This window comes from Cryobacterium sp. 10C3 (assembly GCF_034314285.1).
GTDB classification, from domain to species: Bacteria; Actinomycetota; Actinomycetes; order Actinomycetales; family Microbacteriaceae; genus Cryobacterium; species Cryobacterium glucosi.
Genome location: NZ_JAVIWF010000002.1, coordinates 3,062,718 through 3,083,085 on the forward strand (window position 1 = coordinate 3,062,718; position 20,368 = coordinate 3,083,085).

Sequence of the window (20,368 nt, forward strand, 5' to 3'; positions counted from 1 at the left end):
CCAGTGCCGCAGAACGACGATTCACCCGCTTTCGCGAACAGAGGCCTCGGTTTAGACGGCGGCGGATGCTTCCCACAGGTTGATGCCGGCGTCGACGGCGTGAGCGTCGATCGCGTCGAGCTCCGCGGCGGTGAACTCCAGGTTCTCCACGGCGGCGACGTTGGCCTCGAGCTGCGCGACCGAGGACGCCCCGATCAGCGCCGACGTCACCTCCGGGCGCCGCAGCACCCAGGCGAGGGCGAGCTGGGCGAGCGACTGCCCGCGCTCCCCGGCGATATCGGTGAGGGCACGGATGTGGACGAGCGTCTCGTCGCTGACCATGTCGCGTTTCATCGACCCGGCCCGCGCCGCCCGCGAGTCCGCGGGCACCCCGTGCAGGTACCGGTCGGTGAGGAGTCCCTGGGCGAGCGGAGAGAACGCGATGCAGCCGACACCGAGGTCTTCGAGGGTGATCAGCAGGTCGTCCTCGACCCAGCGGTTGAACATCGAGTACGAGGGCTGGTGGATGAGCAGCGGCGTGCCGAGGTCGGCGAGGATCGCCGCGGCCTGCCGGGTGCGCTCTGGCGAGTACGAGGAGATCCCGGCGTAGAGGGCACGGCCGCTCGTGACGGCGGTGTGCAGCGCGCCCATGGTCTCCTCGAGCGGGGTGTCCGGGTCGGCGCGGTGCGAGTAGAACACGTCGACGTAATCGAGGCCCATCCGGCCGAGCGACTGGTCGAGGCTCGCGAGCAGCGACTTGCGGGATCCCCATTCGCCGTACGGGCCCGCCCACATGTCGTAGCCGGCCTTGGTCGAGATGACGAGCTCGTCGCGGTGCGGCCGGAAGTCCTGCTTCAGGTGAATCCCGAAGTTGCTCTCGGCGCTGCCGTACGGCGGGCCGTAGTTGTTGGCGAGGTCGAAGTGCGTCACGCCGAGGTCGAAGGCGCGGCGCAGGATCGCTCGCTGCGTCTCGAGCGGGGTGACCCCGCCGAAGTTCTGCCACAGCCCGAGCGAAACGGCCGGGAGCTTGAGGCCGCTCTTCCCGGTGCGGCGGTAGGGCATGGACTCGTATCTGGTGTCAGCCGGAAGGTAGGTCATCCCTTCATCGTGCCACGGTGCATCCGCTCGCGCAGGGGTGCCCGCCGCGGAGGTCAGGACCCACCCTGTGCGTTGCCTCTTACAACGGATGCCGACGGTCCAGCAGCCGGAGCTGGGCCGCGGATCCGGTGAGCTCGCGTGCCACGAGGGCAGCAGCGCCGGCCTCCGGGTGACGCCCCAGTCTGCGGAGCAGCTCGGCCCGGGTCGCGTGGAACCAGAAGTAGTCGTCGAGGCCGCCGATCCGGTCGACCACGGCGAGCGCCGCGGCCGGGTCGCCGCTCTCGGCGAGGGCGGCCGCCCGGTTCAGCCGCACGACCGGGCTCGGGTCGAGGGCGAGCAGCACGTCGTACCAGGCGATGATGGCGTCCCAGTCGGTGGTCGCGGCATCCGCGGCCAGGGCGTGGCAGGCGGCGATCGCGGCCGTGACCGCGAACCGCTCCGGGCGGATGCTGCTGCCGCGGATCGCGGACGCGGCGAGCTCGATGCCTTCCGCGACGCGGGAGCGATCCCAGAGACTCCGGTCCTGGTCGGCCAGGAGGACGATGTCGCCGTCGCCGTCGAACCGGGCGCGTAATCGGGAGTGCTGGAGCAGCATCGTCGCGAGGAGTCCCTCGAGCACGGGTTCGCCCGGCATCAGCTCGACGAGCAGCCGCCCCAGCCGGATCGCTTCCTCTGCAACGGATGCGCCGGGCGGCCCGGATGGCGCGGTCGGCGGGGGCAGCGCAGCCGAGCCGGGCGGCGCCTGCGAGCCGGGCGGCACGGAGGACTCAGGCCGCGCCGACACGGGGGCAGGGGCATCCGCCGACCGGGAAGCGTAGCCCTCCGTGAACAGCAGGAACACGGTCGTCGCGACCGCGCCGAGCCGGCCGGGCAGTTCCCCCGCGTCGGGCACGCGGTAGCGGATGCCGGCGTCGGCGATCTTGCGTCGCGCCCGGGTGAGGCGCTTGGCCATCGTCGCCTCTGAAACGAGGAGCGCCCGGGCGACCTCTGCGACGCTCAAACCGCAGAGCACGTGCAGGCTGAGCGCAACCTGGGCCTCCTGCGCGAGCGCCGGATGGCAGCAGGTGAAGATCAGCCGGAGCTGGTCGTCGCGGACGATGCCGGGCGGGGTCTCGTCGGGTGCCCGTTGCACGGCCAGGATGATCGCCTCACGTTCCTTGTTCGGCCGCGCGCCCTCCCGCCGGAGCAGGTCGATCACCCGCCGCTTGGCCGCAAGGGTGAGCCACGCGCGCGGATTCGGCGGCACGCCGAGTCGACGCCAGGTCTCCAGGGCGCTGATGGCGGCGTCCTGGACGGCGTCCTCGGCGAGGGCCAGATCACCGGTCAGACGGATGACGGTGGCCAGCACCGGACGCCGCTCCGCGACCAGGAGCGCGGCGAGGGCCCCGGCCGGGTCGGTGCCACCGGCATCCGTCGCCGTCATCACATCAGGGTCGGGACCGTCGGACGCACCTCGACGACGCCGTTCCAGGCGGCGGGGATCGCGGCCGCGTGCCGGATCGCCTCGTCGAGGCTGTCGCACTCGAGCAGGTAGAAGCCGGTCAGGGCCTCTTTGGTCTCGGCGTACGGGCCGTCGCCGATCACGACGTCGCCGCCCTTGCCGCCGGTGACCCGCACGGTCGTCGCGGTCTGGGTCGGGTAGAGCGCGGCACCGCCGCGGATCACCGCCTCGGCATCGCGGCCGAAATCGCGGTACTCCTGCATCTCTGCCGCCTGCTCCGGGGCGGTCCAGTCGACGTCACGGGTGTAGGTCAGGGCAACATAGCTGGGCATGGTGACTCCTTCATCGGGGATTTCATCGAATGACCCATCGGGAACGGTGGGATCTACTCTAGGAACGAACGGGGCGGTCCCGAAAGGACATCGCCGGCCGAATCTCCGACAACTGTTTCCGCTGCGGTGAGAGCGGGATCGGAACGGGGGTGCAGGGGAGGCAACCGGTAGACTGGGCGCGCCAAGCATCCGCTATCTCTGGGAGAACGCCACGTGACCGCAGTTACCACCACCCCCTCCCGCGGCGTCGCCGACACCGTCGCGAACGCGATCGCCACCCCGGACAAGGACCAGCCCTTCGGCGCCCTCGGGCTGACCGAGGGCGAGTACCAGGAGATCCGCACGATCCTCGGCCGCCGCCCCACGAGCGGCGAGCTCGCGATGTACTCGGTGATGTGGAGCGAGCACTGCTCATACAAGAGCTCGAAGAAGTACCTGCGCCAGTTCGGCGACAAGGTCTCCCCCGCCATGAAGAAGAACCTCATGGTCGGCATGGGCGAGAACGCGGGTGTGCTCGACGTCGGCGAGGGCTGGGCCGTCACCTTCAAGATCGAGTCGCACAACCACCCCTCCTACATCGAGCCGTTCCAGGGCGCCGCGACCGGCGTCGGCGGCATCGTGCGCGACATCATCTCGATGGGCGCCCGCCCGGTCGCCGTGATGGACGCCCTCCGCTTCGGCCGCATCGACGACCCGGACACCGCGCGCGTCGTGCACGGCGTCGTGTCCGGCATCTCGTTCTACGGCAACTGCCTCGGCCTGCCGAACATCGGCGGCGAGACCTGGTTCGACTCGGTCTACCAGGGCAACCCGCTCGTCAACGCGCTCTCGGTCGGCGTGCTCCGCCACGAGGACCTGCACCTCGCCAACGCCCGCGGCGTGGGCAACAAGGTCGTGCTCTTCGGGGCCCGCACCGGCGGAGACGGCATCGGCGGGGCATCCATTCTCGCCTCGGACACCTTCAGCGCCGACGGCCCGACCAAGCGCCCCGCGGTGCAGGTCGGCGACCCCTTCGCCGAGAAGGTGCTCATCGAGTGCTGCCTCGAACTGTTCCGCGACAAGCTCGTCGAGGGCATCCAGGACCTCGGCGCGGCCGGCATCAGCTGCGCGACCTCGGAACTCGCCTCGAACGGCGACGGCGGCATGTACATCCAGCTCGAAAAGGTGCTGCTGCGCGACCCGACGCTCACCGCCGAGGAGATCCTGATGAGCGAGAGCCAGGAGCGGATGATGGCCGTCGTCACGCCGGAGAAGCTCGAGGGCTTCCTCGCGATGACCGCCAAATGGGACGTCGAGACGAGCGTGCTCGGCGAGGTCACCGACACCGGCCGGCTCGTCATCGACTGGAACGGCGAAGAGATCGTCAACGTCGACCCGCGCACGGTCGCGATCGACGGCCCGGTCTACGACCGCCCGGTCGCCTACCCGACCTGGATCGACGCGCTGCAGGCCGACTCGGCCTCGGCTCTGCCCCGGTCGACGGATGCCGCGGACCTGCGCGCGCAGTTCCTCTCGCTGCTGGGCTCGCCCAACCTCGCAGACCCCAGCTGGATCACCGACCAGTACGACCGCTACGTGCTCGGTAACACCGCGCTCTCCTTCCCCGACGACGCCGGCATGATCCGCATCGACGAGGAGTCTGGCCTCGGCTTCGTCATCGCGACCGACGCCAACGGCCGCTACTGCCAGCTCGACCCGTACCGCGGCGCCCAGCTCGCCCTCGCCGAGGCGTACCGCAACGTCGCAGCGACCGGAGCGGTGCCGGTCGGCATCAGCGACTGCCTCAACTTCGGCTCCCCGGAGAACCCCGAGGTGATGTGGCAGTTCGAACGCGCCGTCACGGCCCTCGCCGACGGATGCCTCGAGCTCGAGATCCCCGTCACCGGCGGCAACGTGTCGTTCTACAACCAGACCGGCGACCAGCCGATCTACCCGACGCCCGTCGTCGCCGTGCTCGGCGTGATCGACGACGTCGCCCGCCGCGTGCCGAGCGGCTGGCAGGACGACGGCCACAACATCTACCTGCTCGGCATCACCCGCGAGGAACTCGACGGCTCGGCCTGGGCCGATGTCGTGCACGGGCACCTCGGCGGTATGCCGCCGGTCGTCGACCTTCCCGGTGAGGCGCGGCTCGCCGGCCTGCTCAACGCGGCGTCGATCGAGGCGCTCATCGACAGCGCACACGACCTGTCTTCCGGCGGGCTCGCGCAGACACTCGCCGAGGCCGTGCTCCGGTTCGGGGTCGGAGCCCGCGTGTGGCTCGGCGACATCTGCGAGCGGGACGGGATCGACGCATCCGTCGCCCTGTTCTCGGAGTCGGCCGGCCGCGTCATCGTCTCGGTGCCGCGCGAGGACGACGTGAAGTTCCTCGGCCTCTGCGAGGGCCGCGGGTACCCGGTGCTGCGCATCGGCGTCACCGACAACACCCTCGACGCTCTTGAGGTGCAGGACGTCTTCACGGTCTCCCTCGCGGACCTCCGCTCCCGCCACAGCTCCACCCTCCCCGCCCACTTCGCCTAGCCCGGGCCTCCCGCCCCCGCCGCTCCCCCCGGGAACGGGCGTGTCGTGCGCGAGAGTACGAAAATGGCCCCTTCACGACATCCGAAGGGGCCATTTTCGTACTCTCGCGGTCCCTGGCCGCCGGACTGTGGATAGAACGCTCGCTCGTTCGTGGGAATCGGCATCATCGGGGGATGAAACGACGTCGCGAACTTCCCCCGCGTTGCGTGGCCGACACTTCACCACCCGCAGTGGACGCCACGAGGGCGTATCGCGGAAGCGAATGAGGGGCGCGGACCTTGAGCAGCCGTTTCACGGCATCCGCTCACCACGATTGGGACCGGCAACGATCGCGACGCTCATAGCGGCATACTCCGAGCGGATGTCGACGGCCCAGTTCTTCAGTCACGTGACGGCAGCGCACCTGCACGGTCTTCCCCTCCCCGGAGGTTCGCGACGTCCGGCGTGATTCATATCTGCGTCGACGACCCGGCGGAACGGCAGAGAGTGAGAGGGACCGTCGCGCACCACGCGCGACCAGGCACCGTACGCCTGGTCGATATCGGCGGTTATCGCGTGGCCGCACCGGTCGATGTCTGGCGCCAGCTCGCTGCCGTGCTGAGCCTGGATGAACTCATTGTGATGGGAGACGCCCTGGTCGGAGGGAGGCGACCGCTCGCGACCATGGCCGAGCTGCGTACCGGCGTGGCGCGTCACGCAGGCAAGCGCGGCGCACGGCGGCTCAGAGAAGCGCTCGGCTGGGTCCGCCCCGGCGTGCTCTCACCGCGGGAAACCGAGATCCGGCTCCTCCTGGTGCGGGCCGGCCTTCCCGAGCCGGAAGTGAACGCTCCCCTAACGGATAGGTCGGGACGGAAGATTGCGACGGGCGACCTCGTCTACCGGGAATATCGAGTGCTCGTTGAGTACGACGGCGAGCAGCATCGAACGGACGAAGAGCAGTATCACTGGGACATCGATCGGCTCGATGCGATCATGGAAGCCGACTGGCGGGTGGTTCGCCTGAACAAGACACATCTTCGACTCAAGAGCGTGTCGGCCGTGCGCAAGGTCGACACCGCACTTCGGGACCGCGGCTGGCGCCCCTGACCCATCCGGCCGTCGCATTCGCGCCGACCCAGCCCCCGGCATCCCTCACCCCTCCCGCGAGAGCGGAGAAACGGCCCCTTGGTGCGCCCTATGAGGGCACAATTCGTACTCTCGCGGCTGGCTGCAGACCGCACGGGTCGTCAGGCGGCAGGGTACAGGCGGCAGGTCAGAGGGGGAAGGGGAGGGCCAGGAGGGACTCGGTGCGGGACCAGAGGTGGGCCGCGACCTGCGGGTCGAGGCTCGTGGTCGTGGGGCGCTGACGAGTAGGCAGGCCGCGGGTCAGGAAACGGGGGCCGTAGTACTCGCCGCCGCGGGCATCCGTGTCGAGGGTCGCGCGCACCGTCGGCCAGGCGCCGCGGTCCTTGCCCTGGGCGCCGATCAGGCCCTGCAGGTTGTCGGCGAAACGCTGCGGCCAGCTCGGCTCATTGACCCCGCGGATGCCCGGCGTCAGCCCCGACACCGAGTAACCGGGGTGCGCAACGAGGCTCTGCACCCCGCCGGGGCCGCCGAGTCCGGCACGCCGGAGCCGCCGGTCGAGCTCGAAGCCGAACACCTGCATCGCGATCTTCGACTGCGCGTACGCGACCCAGCCGCTGTACCCTGTCTCGAGCTGCAGGTTGTCCAGGCGCGAGGCGACGAGCCGCGTCGCGAGCGAGCCGAGCGCGACGACCCGGCTGCCTGGCGTGCGCAACAGGGCAGGCAGGGTGAGCGCGGTGAGGTGAAAGTGCCCGAGGTAGTTCGTCTCGAGCACGATCTCGTTGCCGGCCGCGCTCGACTCGCGGGTCCGGGGCGGGTGCACGATGCCGGCGTTGAGCACGAGTCCGTCGAGGCGGGGCAGCTCGAGCAGCAGCACGGCGGCCGCGCGCACACTGTCGGCGTCGGCGACGTCGAGGTTGATCGTCGAAACGGATGCCCCGGGTACCCGTCCGCGGATGGCCGCGATCGCGGCATCCGCCTTCACGGGATTGCGGCAGGCCAGCACGACGTGCGCACCGGTCGCGGCGAGTTGTTCGCTTGTGAAATAGCCGAGGCCGGCGTTGGCGCCGGTGACGACGAAGGTCTTGCCGGACTGGTCGGGGAGGTGGCGCGGGTCCCAGCTCACGACGCCGGGCCTGCGGGTTCCGCAGTCGCAGGCGCCGGTGCACCGATCGCCGAATCGGGCATGACCCCGATGGCAGCGCCGGGTGCCTGCCCGTCTCCTACGCCCGGCTGGCCGCCCGCGATCGCCACGTGATGGTGGATGACCTCGGCGACGATGAAGTTGAGGAACTTCTCGGCGAAACCGGGGTCGAGCCTGGCCTCCTCGGCGAGCGCGCGCAGCCGCTGGATCTGTTGCAGCTCCCGCGCGGGGTCTGCGGCGGGGAGACCGTGCCTGGCCTTGAGTCGTCCGACCTGCTGGGTGAACTTGAAGCGCTCAGCGAGCATGTGGATAAGGGCGGCATCGATGTTGTCGATGCTCTGGCGGATGCCGTTCAATTCGTCGATCGCATCCCGCCCCGCACCGGCGGGCAATTCCTCGTGTTCGGCCATGACTGAACGATACCGTGCGCACCCCGGCGCGAAAGCGGGTGAATCGTCGTTATGGCTGCCGCAGACCGACGATTCACCCGCTTTCGCGGGCAGTGGTCACGCGGCTAGGCGAGGGCGCGGCGAGGCAGGGGCAAGCGGATGCGCTTCTGCGCGAGCAGGATGCCGAGCAGCACGAGGAGCGCGCCCAACGGCTCGTTCCAGGACAGCGTCTCGCCGAGCAGCAGCACCCCGAGCACGACGCCGACGACGGGCGTCACGTACGTCACCGTCGACGCGTTCGTCGGGCCCCAGGCGCGGAGCACGTTGATGTTCCAGATGTAGGCGAGCCCGGTGCCGAGGGCGCCGAGAGTGAGCAGGCTCAGGACGATCGCCGGGTTGAGCGACACCGGGTGCCAGGCCAGCACCGGCGTGAGCAGCAGCATGATCGCCCCGCCGAGCCCGATGTTGAGGAACGCGAACGTCGCCCCCGCGATCGGCCGCCCGCTCAGGAACCGGCGGGTGTACCCGAACGTGAAGCCGTAACACACCGCCGCGCCGAGGCAGGCGAGCTGGCCCCAGAGGTCCCCGGTGAGCGCCGCGTAGCGCCACGGCCCGATGATCACGAGCACGCCGGCGATGCCGACGACCACCCCGAGCACCTGCCCGCGCCCGAGCCGTTCGACGCGGAAGGCGAGGGTCGCCATCAGGGCCGTCATGATCGGTGTCACGGCGTTGTAGATGCTCGCGAGGCTCGAGGACACGTACTGCTCGGCCCACGCGAAGAGGAGATGCGGCACGACGCATCCGCTCACCGCGATCACGAGGAAGTGCAGCCACACGGCCGCTTCGCGCGGCAACACGGGGCCGTTGTTCACCCGGGGCCGGGTGATGAGCACGATCAGGCCGAGGGTGAGGCCGCCGAGCACGAGGCGCGACCAGGCGACCTGCCCGAAGCTCACTCCGGCGAGGGCGACCTTCATGAACAGGAAGCTCGAGCCCCAGACGACGCCCATGCCGAGGAACTGCAGCGCGACGACGGCGCGACGAGCAGGCTCGGCGGGAGCGGGTACTGCAGAAGTGGGGGCGTCGCGCGGGGCGGTGCTATCGGTCACCTGCCGACTGTAACGTGTGCGGCCGTCGGCGTCGGCCCCTCTGAGCGCAACGTCTGGAACCCGCCGGTGAATGGCAGCATCCGCTCGTTCGAAGCGGCGCGCGACGACGTGAGACGACAAGAGACGACAAGAGCGGATGCGCCCCGCGCATCCGCTCTTGTCGGTTCAGACCCTTGCGGCCCGGCTCAGCTCAGCTCTCAGTTGATCAGGTCGTGGCGGGACACGATCGCTTCGCGGCCGGGGCCGACGCCGATCGCGGAGATGCGGGCGCCGCTCATCTTCTCGAGCGCGAGCACGTAGTCCTGGGCGTTCCGCGGCAGCTCCTCGAAGGTGCGGACGCCGGTGATGTCCTCGGTCCAGCCGGGGAAGTCCTCGTAGATGGGCTTCGCGTGGTGGAAGTCGGACTGCGAGACGGGCACCTCGTCGTGGCGGACGCCGTCGACGCTGTACGCGACGCAGACCGGGATGGCGGCGAGGCCGGTGAGCACGTCGAGCTTGGTGAGCACGAAGTCGGTGACCCCGTTGATGCGGGCCGTGTAGCGGGCGACGGGTGCGTCGTACCAGCCGCAGCGGCGCGGGCGGCCGGTCGTGGTGCCGAACTCGAAGCCCTTGGCGCGCAGGAACTCGCCGGATTCATCGAAGAGCTCTGTCGGGAACGGGCCGGCGCCGACGCGGGTCGTGTACGCCTTGACGACGGCGAGGACGCGGTCGATCCGGTTCGGGCCGATGCCGGATCCCGTGACCGCACCGCCGGACGTCGCGTTCGAGGACGTGACGAACGGGTACGTGCCGTGGTCGACATCCAGCATCGTGGCCTGGCCGCCCTCGAAGAGCACGGTCTTGCCCGCAGTGAGCGCCTGGTGCAGGAGCAGCGCGGTGTCTGCGACCATCGGGCGGAGGCGCTCGGCGTAGCTGAGCAGGTCGGTCACGATCTCGTCGACCGAGATCGCGCGACGGTTGTAGACCTTGACGAGCAGGTGGTTCTTCTGGGCGAGGGCGCCCTCGACCTTCTGGCGGAGGATGTTCTCGTCGAAGAGGTCCTGCACGCGGATGCCGACCCGGTTGATCTTGTCGGCATAGGTCGGGCCGATGCCGCGACCGGTCGTGCCGATCTGGCGCTTGCCGAGGAAGCGCTCGGTGACCTTGTCGACCGTGCGGTGGTACTGGGTGATGATGTGCGCGTTGGCGCTCACCTTCAGCCGGGACACGTCGACGCCGCGGGAGATCAGCGCGTCGAGCTCCTCGAAGAGCACCTCGATGTCGACGACGACGCCGTTCGCGATGATCGGCGTGACGCCGGGGGTCAGGATGCCGGAGGGCAGCAGGTGCAGCGCATACTTCTCGCCGTCGATCACCACGGTGTGCCCGGCGTTGTTGCCGCCGTTGAACTTGACGACGTAGTCGACGCGGCTACCGAGGAGGTCGGTGGCCTTACCCTTGCCCTCGTCGCCCCACTGGGCTCCGACCAAAACGATCGCTGGCATTAGTTCTCTCCTCGGATGAAAAACGCCTCGGTGATCGGGGCCGGGTCATCGGCCCGGTAGCCGTCTGGCGTGATGGTTTCCTGGTCGATGCGCGCGATCGCGGTCGGATCGGCGTCGTTCAGGAAGACGGTGAGACGGTCGAACTCGTCCTGCTCGTTGATCTCGGCGGCGGAGCGGCGCAACGCATACAGGGCGCGCAGCACCCCGCGGTTGGGCTCGTGGGTCCACGGGATCGGGCCGTGTCCGCGCCAGCCGGCCTTGCGGAGGGCGTCGAGGCCGCGGTGGTAGCCGACGCGGGCGAAGGCATAGGCCTCGATGGTGCGGCCTTCGAGGTGGGCGACATCCGCCAGCACCGCCCAGGCCAGGGAGGACGTCGGGTGCGCGGCGACGAGGGACGGCAACGCGTGGCTTTCGGTACTCCGGAGCGCCGCGATCACCTCCGGTTCCGCGGGAAGGAGGGTCTCGGGCTGGTCGATCAAGTTTTCGCCGGTCACACTCGATCCTAACGCGATGAGCACTCTGAGCCCCACGGAACCTGCCGCCACCCCCGGGCTGATGCCCGGAAATGTCCCGGTTTCGCCATCGCGTCGCCGCGGCCGGGAGTGCGAACCGGAGTGCGACCGGGCGCGGGATCAGGCGAGCAAGCCGCCCGAGAGCGACTCGAGGATGGCCCCGGAGACCTCGTCGCGGTCGCGGTCGGGATCGAACACCAGCCATTCGAGGCCTGCCATGAGCACGGCGCCGAAGACGCTCGACGCCATCAACCCGCTCGTTCCCGCTGCCGCCGTGGCCGGACGGGCCTCGGCGATCGCCTCCGCGAAGACGGCGAGGGCCTCGTGCCGCAGGGCGAAGAGGGTCTTCTGCCAGGCCCGGTCGGTGCGGAAGATCTCGGCCGCCATGAGCTTGGCGAGTCCCGCGTTCGACTCGATCAGGTCGAGGAGCACCGCGATCAGCGCGACGAGCGCCTCCCGCCCGTGCAGCCCGTCACGCGCCGCCCGGAGGGAGTCGGAGAGCGAGCCGACCCCTCCTCCAGCAGCGCCTCGAAGAGCTTGTCCTTCGAGCTGAAGTTGTAGTACAGGCTGCCCTTGGCCACGTGCGCGAGCTCGGCAACGTCGTCCATCGTGGTGCCGGTGATCCCGCGGGTGGCGGCCAGCTCCAGCGCGGCGTCCAGGATCGCCCGTTTTGTTCCCGTCGCACGTGGCATAGTCGGTCCCTTCGTCGCACTCGGTTCGGGTCGCAACCCTAGATGGTCAGTTCCGGGTGCAGCCGGGTGATCGTCCACATCCGCTGCCGAGACGCGCTCCAGGCGCTGATCGCGATCGAGCCGACCAGGATGCCTACGAGAACGAGCACGGAAAGCCACAGTCTAGAGTCGATCCCGCCCGTGATGAGCTGCCGCAGCCCGGTGACGACGTAGGAAGCGGGCATCCACGGGTGCAGGATCTGGAAGAACTCCGGCGTGGTCTCGACGGGATAGGTCCCGCCGGAGGAGCTGAGCTGCAGCATGAGCAGCACCAGGCTGATCACGCGGCCTGCCGCCGTGCCGAACAGGATGATGAACATCTGCTGCAGCGCCAGGAACGCGAGCGTTGTGAGGTAGATGAACGCGGACATGCCCAGCCAGTGCGCCGGGGTCAGCCCGATGCCGTAGACGAGCACCAGGACCATGATGATGACCTGGCTCAACCCGATCGCCATGGCCGGCAGGAAACCGGTCATCGTGGCACGCAGGCCCGAGGCGGCGCTGGCGAGCGCGCGGGTCGGCAGGGCACGCAGGATGAGCCAGGTGATGAGTGCACCGACGAAGGTGGCCAGGGCGAGGAAGAAGGGCGCGAAGCCCTCGCCGAAGCTGTCCGAGGCATTCTCCCACCGTTGATCGAGGTCGACGGGGTTCGCGATCACCGCGGCCTTCTCGGAGATCTGCGCGTCGGTGAGGCTGGGCGCGTCCGCGGCTCCGGTCGCGAGGGCATCGGCCAGGGTGTGGCTGCCGTCGGCGAGTTGCACGGTGCCGGACTCCAGGGCGGTGCCGCCCGCGACGAGCTGGCTGCTGCCGTCGACGAGGGTGCCGGTTCCGGCGGCGAGGCTGTCCGCACCGGTGGCGAGCGTGGCAGACCCGGTCGCGGCGGTGGCCGCGCCGGTGGCCAGCTGGCCTGCTCCGGAGGCGAGGGCCGCCGATCCGGAGGCCACCTGCGCCGATCCGGCTGCCACCTGGGCGGCCCCGGGTGCGCCGGCGGTCAGCGCGTCGGAGAGCGTCCCCATGCCGGTGGCGAAGTTTCCGCTCAGCGTCGCGTATCCCGAAACCTGGGTGGCGGCGCCCTGCGTCTTCGTGTTGAGGGTGTCGGCTCCGGTCGCGAGCTTCGTCACGGTCGGCAGGAACGCGGATACCGGCGTACCGGTCGGGGCAGCGGCCATGGCCGCCTCCAGTTTCGCGAGGCCGTCGTCGAGGTCCTTCGTCCCGGTTGCGAGTTGTCCGGTTCCCGTCGCGATCGAGGTCGCCCCCGCGGCGAGCTGGTCTGAGGAGTCCGAGAGGGTGGCTGCCCCCGTGGCCGCCGAGGCGAGTCCATCGGACACCTTCTGGGTCCCCGCGGCGACAGTCGACGCGCCGTCGGAGAGCTTCAGCGAGGAAGAGGAGAGCGTTGCCGCGCCCGAGGACAGCGTGCCGATCCCCGCGGCCAGCGTCGACGATCCGTCGGCCACCTGTGCCGCGCCGTCGTCAAGGGTGGACGCGCCGGCGGAGAGGTCGTTCAGCCCGGCGACGAGAGTGCCTGTGCCGGATTCGGCCGTGCTGAGGCCGTCTGCGAGCGTTCCGGCACCGGCCGCGGCGGTGCGGATGCCGTCACCGGCCTTGTTCACGGCCACGAGCATCGTGTTGACGGTCTGGTCCCCGATGTTCAGGGACACGGCGTCCCGCAGCTGGATCATGGCCTGCTTGCCGAGGGTGGAGGCGAGGAAACTGTTGCTGTCGTTGTAGTCGACGAGCACCTCGGCAGCGGTCGGGGTGTCTGTGCCTGCGGAGATCGCATCCGTGGAGAAGTCTGCGGGGATGGTGACGGAGAAGTAGTAGTCGCCGTCGGTCACCCCGGTGGCGGCGTCGGCCGCGCTGGTTTCGACCCAGCCCAGGTCGTGACCGTCGAGGAGCTTGCCGACGAGGTCGTTGCCCGCGGTCACGTCCGTGCCGTCACGGACGGCGCCCGTGTCGGAGTTGACGAGGGCGACGGGGAGCTTGCTGAGTTCCTTGTCCGGCGCCCAGAAGGCCCACAGGTAGAGGGCGCCGTAGATCAGGGGAATGAACATCAACACGACGAGCGCGATCTTGGGCAGGGTGCCCTTGCCGAATCGGCGCAGTTCGGTGCCCGTGGATAGGAAGGCGAACATCTAGCGAATCTCCTGGTTCATGTACTGGACGATCGGTTCGAGTCCGAGTTCCGCCCACATTTCGTAGTCCGGTGCGATGGCCGAGGCGATCACGGGAGTGCCGGCTGCGACGATCGCGCCGAGCCGGGCCCAGAGCAGGCGGCGTGCCTCCGGGGAGTGCACCTGCTCGACCTGGTCGAAGAACAGCACGCTGGGCCGGCTCATCATGGCCAGCGACGCGCGGAGGAGCACCATCTCGACCTCGTCGAGGTCCCAGATCATCGTGCTCGCGGCCGGAACCGGGATGTCACCGAAGACCGGCGCGCAGATGCGGACGACCTCGGCGTCGTCGACCGCCCGGATGAAGGACCACCAGGGGGCGAGCCAGGCGTGGCGCTCGCGGATGGCCGCCCCGACGGTGACCGACTCTTCGAGGGAGTCGATGCCGTGGAACCCGGACACGCCGGTGCGGCGCTGGACCCGGCGGGCGCGGCGGGGAAGGTCTTCGCCGAGCACCGACAAGGTTCCGGAGGTTGGCCGCATCCGCCCGGCGAGGGTGAGGAGCAGGCTCGTGCGCCCACTGCCGGCCGGGCCGCAGATGACCGTGAGGCCGTCGTCGGCGCTGAAGCTGATCGGCCCGTAGACCAGGCCTCGTTTGTAACTGACAGTCAGTTCGTCCGCTACCAGTGTCGCCTGCACGTCGTTCCTTTCGTGGCGGTACTCGTTTTGTACCGACTAGTCAGTATAGATCCGTCGAACGCCCCGCGCAAGCAGGTCCGGCTTCGTCCACCTCGATCACCCGACGACCCCGCGTCTGACCAGAACTGACTAGTCAGTAAAAATCACGTGCTGGTGAATTAGAGTGGCCTCAGTCCCAGCGCCGCGATGCCTCTTCCTTCCCCCCCCCCCCCCCCCCCCCCCCCCGGAACCCGTGCCGACCTCGTATGGGTTTCCTCTCACCTCCGGAGGCGCTCGCATGCGCGTTAACCTCTCGTCCGTCACCAAGGGCCCGAGAGACTCTGCCCTTCCGTCGACGACCCTGGAATTCAGCAGTGGCGCGGTCGCCTTCGCCCGGGCCGAGACCGAACGCCGTCCCACGGTCCTCGGCCTCATCGCCTCCGGCCGGATGCGCCCGGACAGCGGGACCGTCACGATCGACGGCCACTCCGACTACGCCGCAATGCGTCGCCAGATCGCTCTCGTCGACGCCCTCGGCGTCTCGGAGCCCGCCGCGGACGTCATGGTCGAAGACGTCGTCGCCGAAGAGCTCATGTTCGCCGGCCTCCGTCGCAAGTCCACCCAGCACCTGCTCGCCGGGCTCGGCCTCGCCGACCGGGCGCGGAGTGACATGGGCGACCTCGCGCCCGACGACCGCATCCGCTTGTTGACCGAACTGGCCGTGCTGCGCGACGGCGTGCTCGGGCTTGTGCTCACCTCTCCCGACCGCCACGGCGGCGATCCGCTCGGCTGGTGGGACATCGCCGGTGGACTGGCGGCGCGTGGCTATGCGGTGCTCGTCATCGCCGGCGACGCCTCGGCGCACGCCATCGCTGACCTCGAGCTCGCCAACCTGGAGCCGGACGGCATGCTGCCCGCCGGACTCACCCGCTTCCCCGTCACCATCCCCGGAGCCGATGTCCTGTGAAAGTTTTCGCCATGATTCGCGCCGAACTGGCGCGACTGACCGCAACCGTGATGTCCCGGGTCGCCCTCGCCGCCCTGCTGCTCGTGCCCGTGCTCTACGGCGGCCTGTACCTGTGGGCCAACCAGGACCCGTATGCGGGTCTCGACCGCGTGCCGGTCGCCCTCGTCGTCGCCGACACGGGGACGGTCATCGACGATGTGAGCCATAACTACGGCGACGACATCGCAACGCAGCTCACCGACGCCGGAGCCTTCCAATGGCACCGTGTCTCCGCGGCCACGGCCGCGGCCGGCGTCGCCGACGCGAGCTATGACTTCAGCGTGACCATTCCGGCCGACTTCTCCGAGGGCATCGCATCCTCGGCCACGTCGACACCGCGGAAGTCGGTGATCACCCTCACCACGAACGACACGAACAGCTATCTCGCCTCGACGATCGGCGGCCAGGCCGCGACGAAGATCCGGGAGGCCATCGTCTCGAAGGTCAATGAGGAAGCGGCCGACCGGCTCCTGATCGGCTTGTCCGACGTGCGCTCGAGCCTCGTCACGGCCGCGGACGGCGCGACCAAGCTGACGGATGGCGCGACGACCGCATCCGACGGGAGCGCAAGCCTCGCAACCGGTGCCGCCCAGCTCTCGAGCGGCGTGGGCGTGCTCGCCTCCGGCCTCGGCCAGCTCGCGACCGGAACGAGCCAGCTCTCGAGCGGGGCAACGAGCCTTGCCACCGGGACTGCGACGCTCGCGACCGGCGCCAGCCAGGTGTCTGCAGGGGCGACGAAGGTCTCCGGCGGCGCTGCAGACCTCGCGGCCGGAACGAAGAAGCTTGCCGACGGGACAGTCCCGCTCTCCACAGGAGCGGCCTCCGTGTCGGCAGGGACCAAGGCGCTGCTTGAGAAGGGCGTGCCTGCCCTTTCCGCGGCTACTGGCGATGCAGTCACGACACTTAACGCGACGACGACGACAGCTCTCGAATCGAGTCTGACCGCTATCAGGACACAGCTGACGTCGGCCAATCTCAGCACCGCCGATGTTGACGCTGCGCTCCTCCAGTTGACAACCGTCACTACCGGTATGAAGACCGCCAGCGCGCAGGCAGCCGGAGTCCAGGCCGGCCTCGACGGCCTCATCACGAAGGACGGAAAGCTCACGGCCCTCAACGCGGGTGCGGGTGGCGTCGCCACCGGCGCGGCAACCGTCGCTGCCGGCGCCGCCGCCGCCGCAACCGGTGCGGCAACCCTCGCCGCCGGCGCCGCGCAGACGGCCGCCGGTGCAAGCAACGTCGCGAGCGGCGCGACCGACGCCGCTACAGGGGCCGCAACGCTTGCGGCCGGGGCCGGAACGGTCAACGACGGTGCAGCATCCGCCGCCACCGGCGCGAGTACCGCGGCGACCGGCGCCGAAAGCATTGCGACCGGCGCGACGAGCCTCAACAGCGGGCTCGTCACCCTGCAGTCCGGCGCGGGCGTACTGCGCGACGGCCTCGCGAACGGGGTGACGAGCATCCCGAATTCGGACGCCCAAACCCGCACCCTGCAGGGCTCGACGATCGCCGACCCGGTGTCGCTCACGACCGCTGCCGTCACCTCCGCCGGGACCTACGGCGCCGGCATGGCCCCGTTCTTCGCAAGCCTCGCCGGCTGGATCGGCATCTACGCGCTGTTCCTGATCGTGAAACCGGTGTCACGCCGGGCGATCACGGCCCTGCACTCCCCGCTCAAGATCACCCTCGCCGGCTGGCTCACCCCCGGCCTCCTCGGCCTCGTGCAGATGGCGGCGCTGTTCGGCATCCTCGCCGGAATCCTGCACTTCGAGGTGCACAACCCGGTCGGCACCTACGGGATGATGGGGCTCGCCGCCCTCGCGTTCGCGGCGATCATCCTCGCGCTCAACGTGTGGCTCGGCAGCGTCGGCCAGTTCGTCGGCCTCGTGCTCATGGTGATCCAGCTCGTCACCGCCGGCGGGACCTTCCCGTGGCAGACCCTGCCGGCGCCGCTCGCCTGGCTGCACCACGTGGTGCCGATGAGTTACGCGGTCGACGGCATCCGCCAGTTGATGTACGGCGGCAACCCGGCCACGGCCTGGGCGGATGCCGGGGTGCTGCTCCTCTGGGTCGTCGGCGGCCTCGTGCTGGCCGCGGTCGGCGTCACCCGGATGACGCACTTCCGCACCCTGCGCGACCTGCGCCCCAGCCTGATCGGCTGATCGGCTGACCGGCCGGCTCAGTGGGTCGAGAGGGTCGACCAGCGGAGCAGCGCGGCGGCCCCGCTCCCGCCGGGCAGCTCCCCCGGCGACACCACGACCACGCGCGCGTCGGTGAGCAACGCGGCACGGACGAGCGCGTCTGCGGCAGGCACGGCTCCGAGAACGGCCGCGCCGAGGGCATCCGCTTCCGTCGACGCCACCCAGGGCTCACGGTCGAGCGCGAGCAGGGTCGCCTCGGGCAGCGCTCCCGAAGCGAGCAGCAGCACCTCGACCTGGCCCTGCTGCAGCTCACGCACGACGGCGGCGAAGTCGGCCTCGGCGAGGCCTTCGCCGCGCCCGGTGTCGAGACGTTCGAGGGCGTCGTACTCGTCCTGGGCGAGGATCGCGGCAAGGTGCCGGTCGAGGTCGGCTTCGAGCTCATCGGTCGTAGCGCCGCCGGGGCGGGTGTTGGTCGGCACCACGGCGAGGATATCCCTGCTCGCGGGGGCGAGCTGGGCGACCAGCAGCTGCCGCGCGCGCACGTCCCCGGTGAGCATCAGCAGCTCCGCACCGCTCGTGCGCACCATTTCGTCGATCGCGTCGGCGATCTGGCCCTCGTTGCGCTTCCAGATCTCCTCGGTGTCGCGCTGGTACCGCGAGTTGGACAGGAATCCTCCCTGCACCTTGGTGATGTACTCGGTGTCGCCCTCGATCTCCTCCTCGGCGACCGCGCCGGTGCGGCTGAGCCGGAACTGCCGGATCTCGCCGCCGTCACGCCCGACCTCGGCGATGATGTAGGTCAGGTCGCGCGGACGCTGGATGAGCAGCGGCAGCAGGCACGGCACCGGCCCGTGCGAGACGATCAGCTCGCCGAGCGGTTCACCGGGCAACAGCTCGTCGAGTTCGATGAGGCCGTCCCGCACCACGAGCAGCCGACTCACCTTGCCCGGCCTGCCGGGCGGTTCCTCGATCCGGTCGATCACGACGTCGGCGTCGGCCTCGGGGGCACCGGCATCGGCCAGTGCCTCGCGCACGGAGCGATGGCGCAGGCTCGAGGTGCGTCTCGGATCCTCACGATCCTGGGTGACGTCGACGTAAACGGTGGATGCGCTTCCGGGCCGGCGGTAAAGCTCCGCGAGGCCCTCGTTTCCAAAGTCAGCCATTGACCCGGGTCCCTTCTCGCTACCCGGGTTCCCCACATGCGGGAACCCTGTCTCGTCACGGTAGACCCGCCCCCGTGTACCCACAAGACACCCGGCATCCGCTCGCGAAAGCGGGTGAATCGTCGGTCTGGGCAGGCGGAACCGACGAATCACCCGCTTTCGCGGACGGACTTCGGGGCTAGACGGGGCTTTGCTGGTGCAGGGCCACGCACCAGCCGCCGTTCTGGAACACGTAGGTGGTCGCGGCGGACGTCTCGACGGTTTCGTCGCCGCGGTGGGTGACGAGCCGGTAGACGAGGATGCCCGCGCGATCGTTGATCCGGATCACGGCGGGGTCGTGCAGCTCGTAGCTGTCGAGCGGCGCGAGGGCCTCGAAGAACGCGGCCACCGCCTCTCTGGCGACCACGTTCCCCGGGAGCACCAACAGGGCATCGCGCGTCATTGTGCGCCAGTAGTAGTCCCCGGCGCGGCGGGCAAGGATCGCGTCCCAGCCCTCGTGCTCTTCGTGCAGCAGGCGGGCGGGCAGATCGTCAGTGATCGCAGTCATACTGCAACGCTAGCCCCTATTCGGCACGCTGGGCGCGGCGTCGGCGACTCGTGAGGACGAGCGCGGCACCGAGCAGGAGAGCGAGGAGGGCGAGGAGGGCGAGGAGCTCAACCGGAAGGTCGATTCCGGTGTGCGCGAGGGCCTTCAGAACGGTCGCGGAGTCGCTCGCCTGGGCCGCCGGGGCGGCCGGGTCGGCGTAGAGGCTGTGCGCGGTGACCGTGTTGACCACGGTCGGGAACGCAGTGGCCAGCACGGACACCGTGATCGTGACCGTGCGGGTCGCCCCGACGGCCAGCGCGCCGGCGAAGGTGCATGTGACCAGCGCCGCGTCGGACCCTGCGGCGCAGGTCACGGCGTCGCCGTGGCCGGAGACGTAGCTGAGCCCGGCCGGGAGCACGTCGACCACGGTGAATCCACCCGGGTCTGCCGTGGCTCCGGTGTTCGTGACCGCGACGAGGTAGTCCAGGTTCGATCCGATGATGGCCTGCCCGGTGTGGTGCTTCGTCACAGCGAGACTCACCAGCGGGGCGACGACGAGCGGATCGGTCGCCGAGTTGTTTGCCGGGTCCGGGTCGGGGGTGACCGCGGTGACGGCGGCGGCGTTCGTGACCGTCGGGAACGACCGTGCGTCGACGAGGGCGTTCACGACGAGGGTCGGCGCGTCCGCACCGGCGGCGACGGGCGTCGCGAGGGCGCACGAGACATCCGTCGAGCCGACGGGGGTCGACGCCGCAGCCGAGCACGACCACGCCGGGTCACTACCCGCGCTGTCGACCCAGGTGAGCCCGACCGGGAGGGTGTCGACCACCCGGACCCCGACGGCGCTGGACGGTCCCGCGTTGGAGACCGTGAGGGTGAAGGGGTCGGAGCGCCGATCGCGCCTGAGCCGAAGTGGGTCTTCACGAGGGACAGGTCGGC

At 69.9% G+C, this 20,368-nt stretch carries 20 protein-coding genes and 1 pseudogene; 5 read left to right on the forward strand and 16 right to left on the reverse strand.

The annotated features are described in order from the left end of the window. Window positions 1–51: 51 nt before the first annotated feature. From mgrA to RGU41_RS15490, 3 genes are all read right to left on the reverse strand, one after another. Window positions 52–1,077, reverse strand: coding sequence for an L-glyceraldehyde 3-phosphate reductase (gene mgrA / locus RGU41_RS15480; RefSeq protein WP_134446223.1), 1,026 nt, complete (start codon window positions 1,075–1,077; stop codon window positions 52–54). Window positions 1,078–1,156: 79 nt separating this feature from the next. After that, window positions 1,157–2,500, reverse strand: coding sequence for an RNA polymerase sigma factor (locus RGU41_RS15485; protein ID WP_322136787.1), 1,344 nt, complete (start codon window positions 2,498–2,500; stop codon window positions 1,157–1,159). Continuing rightward, entirely contained in the window at window positions 2,500–2,850 is a 351-nt protein-coding gene (locus RGU41_RS15490; protein ID WP_134446221.1) for a YciI family protein, read from the reverse strand. The genes RGU41_RS15485 and RGU41_RS15490 overlap by 1 nt, the downstream gene beginning before the upstream one ends. A gap of 213 nt (window positions 2,851–3,063) precedes the next feature. Between RGU41_RS15490 and purL the strand changes: the two genes are divergently transcribed. The 3 genes from purL to RGU41_RS15505 all read left to right on the forward strand — a co-directional run bounded on the left by purL (window position 3,064) and on the right by RGU41_RS15505 (window position 6,456). Then, window positions 3,064–5,370 (forward strand): phosphoribosylformylglycinamidine synthase subunit PurL, encoded by a 2,307-nt coding sequence (gene purL / locus RGU41_RS15495; protein ID WP_322136788.1) that lies wholly within the window; start codon window positions 3,064–3,066, stop codon window positions 5,368–5,370. A gap of 262 nt (window positions 5,371–5,632) precedes the next feature. Further along, on the forward strand, window positions 5,633–5,818 hold the full coding sequence (locus RGU41_RS15500; RefSeq protein ID WP_322136789.1) for a hypothetical protein: 186 nt from the start codon (window positions 5,633–5,635) through the stop codon (window positions 5,816–5,818). Window positions 5,819–5,925: 107 nt separating this feature from the next. Then, complete coding sequence (locus tag RGU41_RS15505) at window positions 5,926–6,456, forward strand: hypothetical protein (RefSeq protein ID WP_322136790.1); 531 nt, start codon at window positions 5,926–5,928, stop codon at window positions 6,454–6,456. Window positions 6,457–6,622: 166 nt separating this feature from the next. On the opposite strand, the gene RGU41_RS15510 is transcribed toward RGU41_RS15505, so the two are convergent. The 9 genes from RGU41_RS15510 to RGU41_RS15550 all read right to left on the reverse strand — a co-directional run bounded on the left by RGU41_RS15510 (window position 6,623) and on the right by RGU41_RS15550 (window position 14,614). Then, window positions 6,623–7,558 (reverse strand): SDR family NAD(P)-dependent oxidoreductase, encoded by a 936-nt coding sequence (locus RGU41_RS15510; protein WP_322136791.1) that lies wholly within the window; start codon window positions 7,556–7,558, stop codon window positions 6,623–6,625. Beyond that, window positions 7,555–7,986, reverse strand: coding sequence for a chorismate mutase (locus tag RGU41_RS15515; protein ID WP_134446217.1), 432 nt, complete (start codon window positions 7,984–7,986; stop codon window positions 7,555–7,557). The genes RGU41_RS15510 and RGU41_RS15515 overlap by 4 nt, the downstream gene beginning before the upstream one ends. Before the next feature lie 104 nt (window positions 7,987–8,090). After that, a complete protein-coding gene (locus RGU41_RS15520) occupies window positions 8,091–8,978 on the reverse strand; it encodes a DMT family transporter (RefSeq protein WP_134558116.1) in 888 nt (295 codons plus the stop codon). A 296-nt stretch (window positions 8,979–9,274) separates the two neighbouring features. Further along, entirely contained in the window at window positions 9,275–10,561 is a 1,287-nt protein-coding gene (locus RGU41_RS15525; RefSeq protein WP_134446216.1) for an adenylosuccinate synthase, read from the reverse strand. After that, complete coding sequence (locus RGU41_RS15530; RefSeq protein ID WP_134446215.1) at window positions 10,561–11,055, reverse strand: DUF3151 domain-containing protein; 495 nt, start codon at window positions 11,053–11,055, stop codon at window positions 10,561–10,563. The genes RGU41_RS15525 and RGU41_RS15530 overlap by 1 nt, the downstream gene beginning before the upstream one ends. 138 nt (window positions 11,056–11,193) lie before the next feature. Then, the gene (locus RGU41_RS15535; protein WP_322136792.1) at window positions 11,194–11,505 is read right to left on the reverse strand and encodes a hypothetical protein; all 312 of its coding nucleotides are present in this window, start codon (window positions 11,503–11,505) and stop codon (window positions 11,194–11,196) included. A gap of 5 nt (window positions 11,506–11,510) precedes the next feature. Beyond that, window positions 11,511–11,765 (reverse strand): helix-turn-helix domain-containing protein, encoded by a 255-nt coding sequence (locus RGU41_RS15540; RefSeq protein WP_322136793.1) that lies wholly within the window; start codon window positions 11,763–11,765, stop codon window positions 11,511–11,513. Between the two features lie 38 nt (window positions 11,766–11,803). After that, the gene (locus RGU41_RS15545; RefSeq protein ID WP_322136794.1) at window positions 11,804–13,936 is read right to left on the reverse strand and encodes a YhgE/Pip domain-containing protein; all 2,133 of its coding nucleotides are present in this window, start codon (window positions 13,934–13,936) and stop codon (window positions 11,804–11,806) included. After that, window positions 13,937–14,614, reverse strand: a complete 678-nt coding sequence (locus RGU41_RS15550; RefSeq protein ID WP_322136795.1) for an ATP-binding cassette domain-containing protein — start codon at window positions 14,612–14,614, stop codon at window positions 13,937–13,939. Window positions 14,615–14,891: 277 nt separating this feature from the next. Between RGU41_RS15550 and RGU41_RS15555 the strand changes: the two genes are divergently transcribed. Together RGU41_RS15555 and RGU41_RS15560 are read left to right on the forward strand one after the other, a co-directional pair. Further along, window positions 14,892–15,560, forward strand: a complete 669-nt coding sequence (locus tag RGU41_RS15555) for a hypothetical protein (RefSeq protein WP_322136796.1) — start codon at window positions 14,892–14,894, stop codon at window positions 15,558–15,560. Between the two features lie 11 nt (window positions 15,561–15,571). Then, the gene (locus RGU41_RS15560; RefSeq protein WP_241980933.1) at window positions 15,572–17,761 is read left to right on the forward strand and encodes a YhgE/Pip domain-containing protein; all 2,190 of its coding nucleotides are present in this window, start codon (window positions 15,572–15,574) and stop codon (window positions 17,759–17,761) included. Between the two features lie 17 nt (window positions 17,762–17,778). Here RGU41_RS15560 and RGU41_RS15565 read toward each other — a convergent pair whose 3' ends face one another. The 4 genes and pseudogenes from RGU41_RS15565 to RGU41_RS15580 all read right to left on the reverse strand — a co-directional run. Beyond that, window positions 17,779–18,903, reverse strand: coding sequence for a Vms1/Ankzf1 family peptidyl-tRNA hydrolase (locus tag RGU41_RS15565; protein WP_322136797.1), 1,125 nt, complete (start codon window positions 18,901–18,903; stop codon window positions 17,779–17,781). 178 nt (window positions 18,904–19,081) lie between these two features. Then, window positions 19,082–19,450, reverse strand: a complete 369-nt coding sequence (locus RGU41_RS15570; RefSeq protein WP_134446209.1) for a DUF4440 domain-containing protein — start codon at window positions 19,448–19,450, stop codon at window positions 19,082–19,084. Window positions 19,451–19,466: 16 nt separating this feature from the next. Further along, window positions 19,467–19,970, reverse strand: a complete 504-nt coding sequence (locus tag RGU41_RS15575; protein WP_322137372.1) for an LPXTG cell wall anchor domain-containing protein — start codon at window positions 19,968–19,970, stop codon at window positions 19,467–19,469. A 36-nt stretch (window positions 19,971–20,006) separates the two neighbouring features. After that, window positions 20,007–20,297, reverse strand: a pseudogene (locus RGU41_RS15580) (hypothetical protein); the annotation flags it as partial. Between the last annotated feature and the right edge of the window lie 71 nt (window positions 20,298–20,368).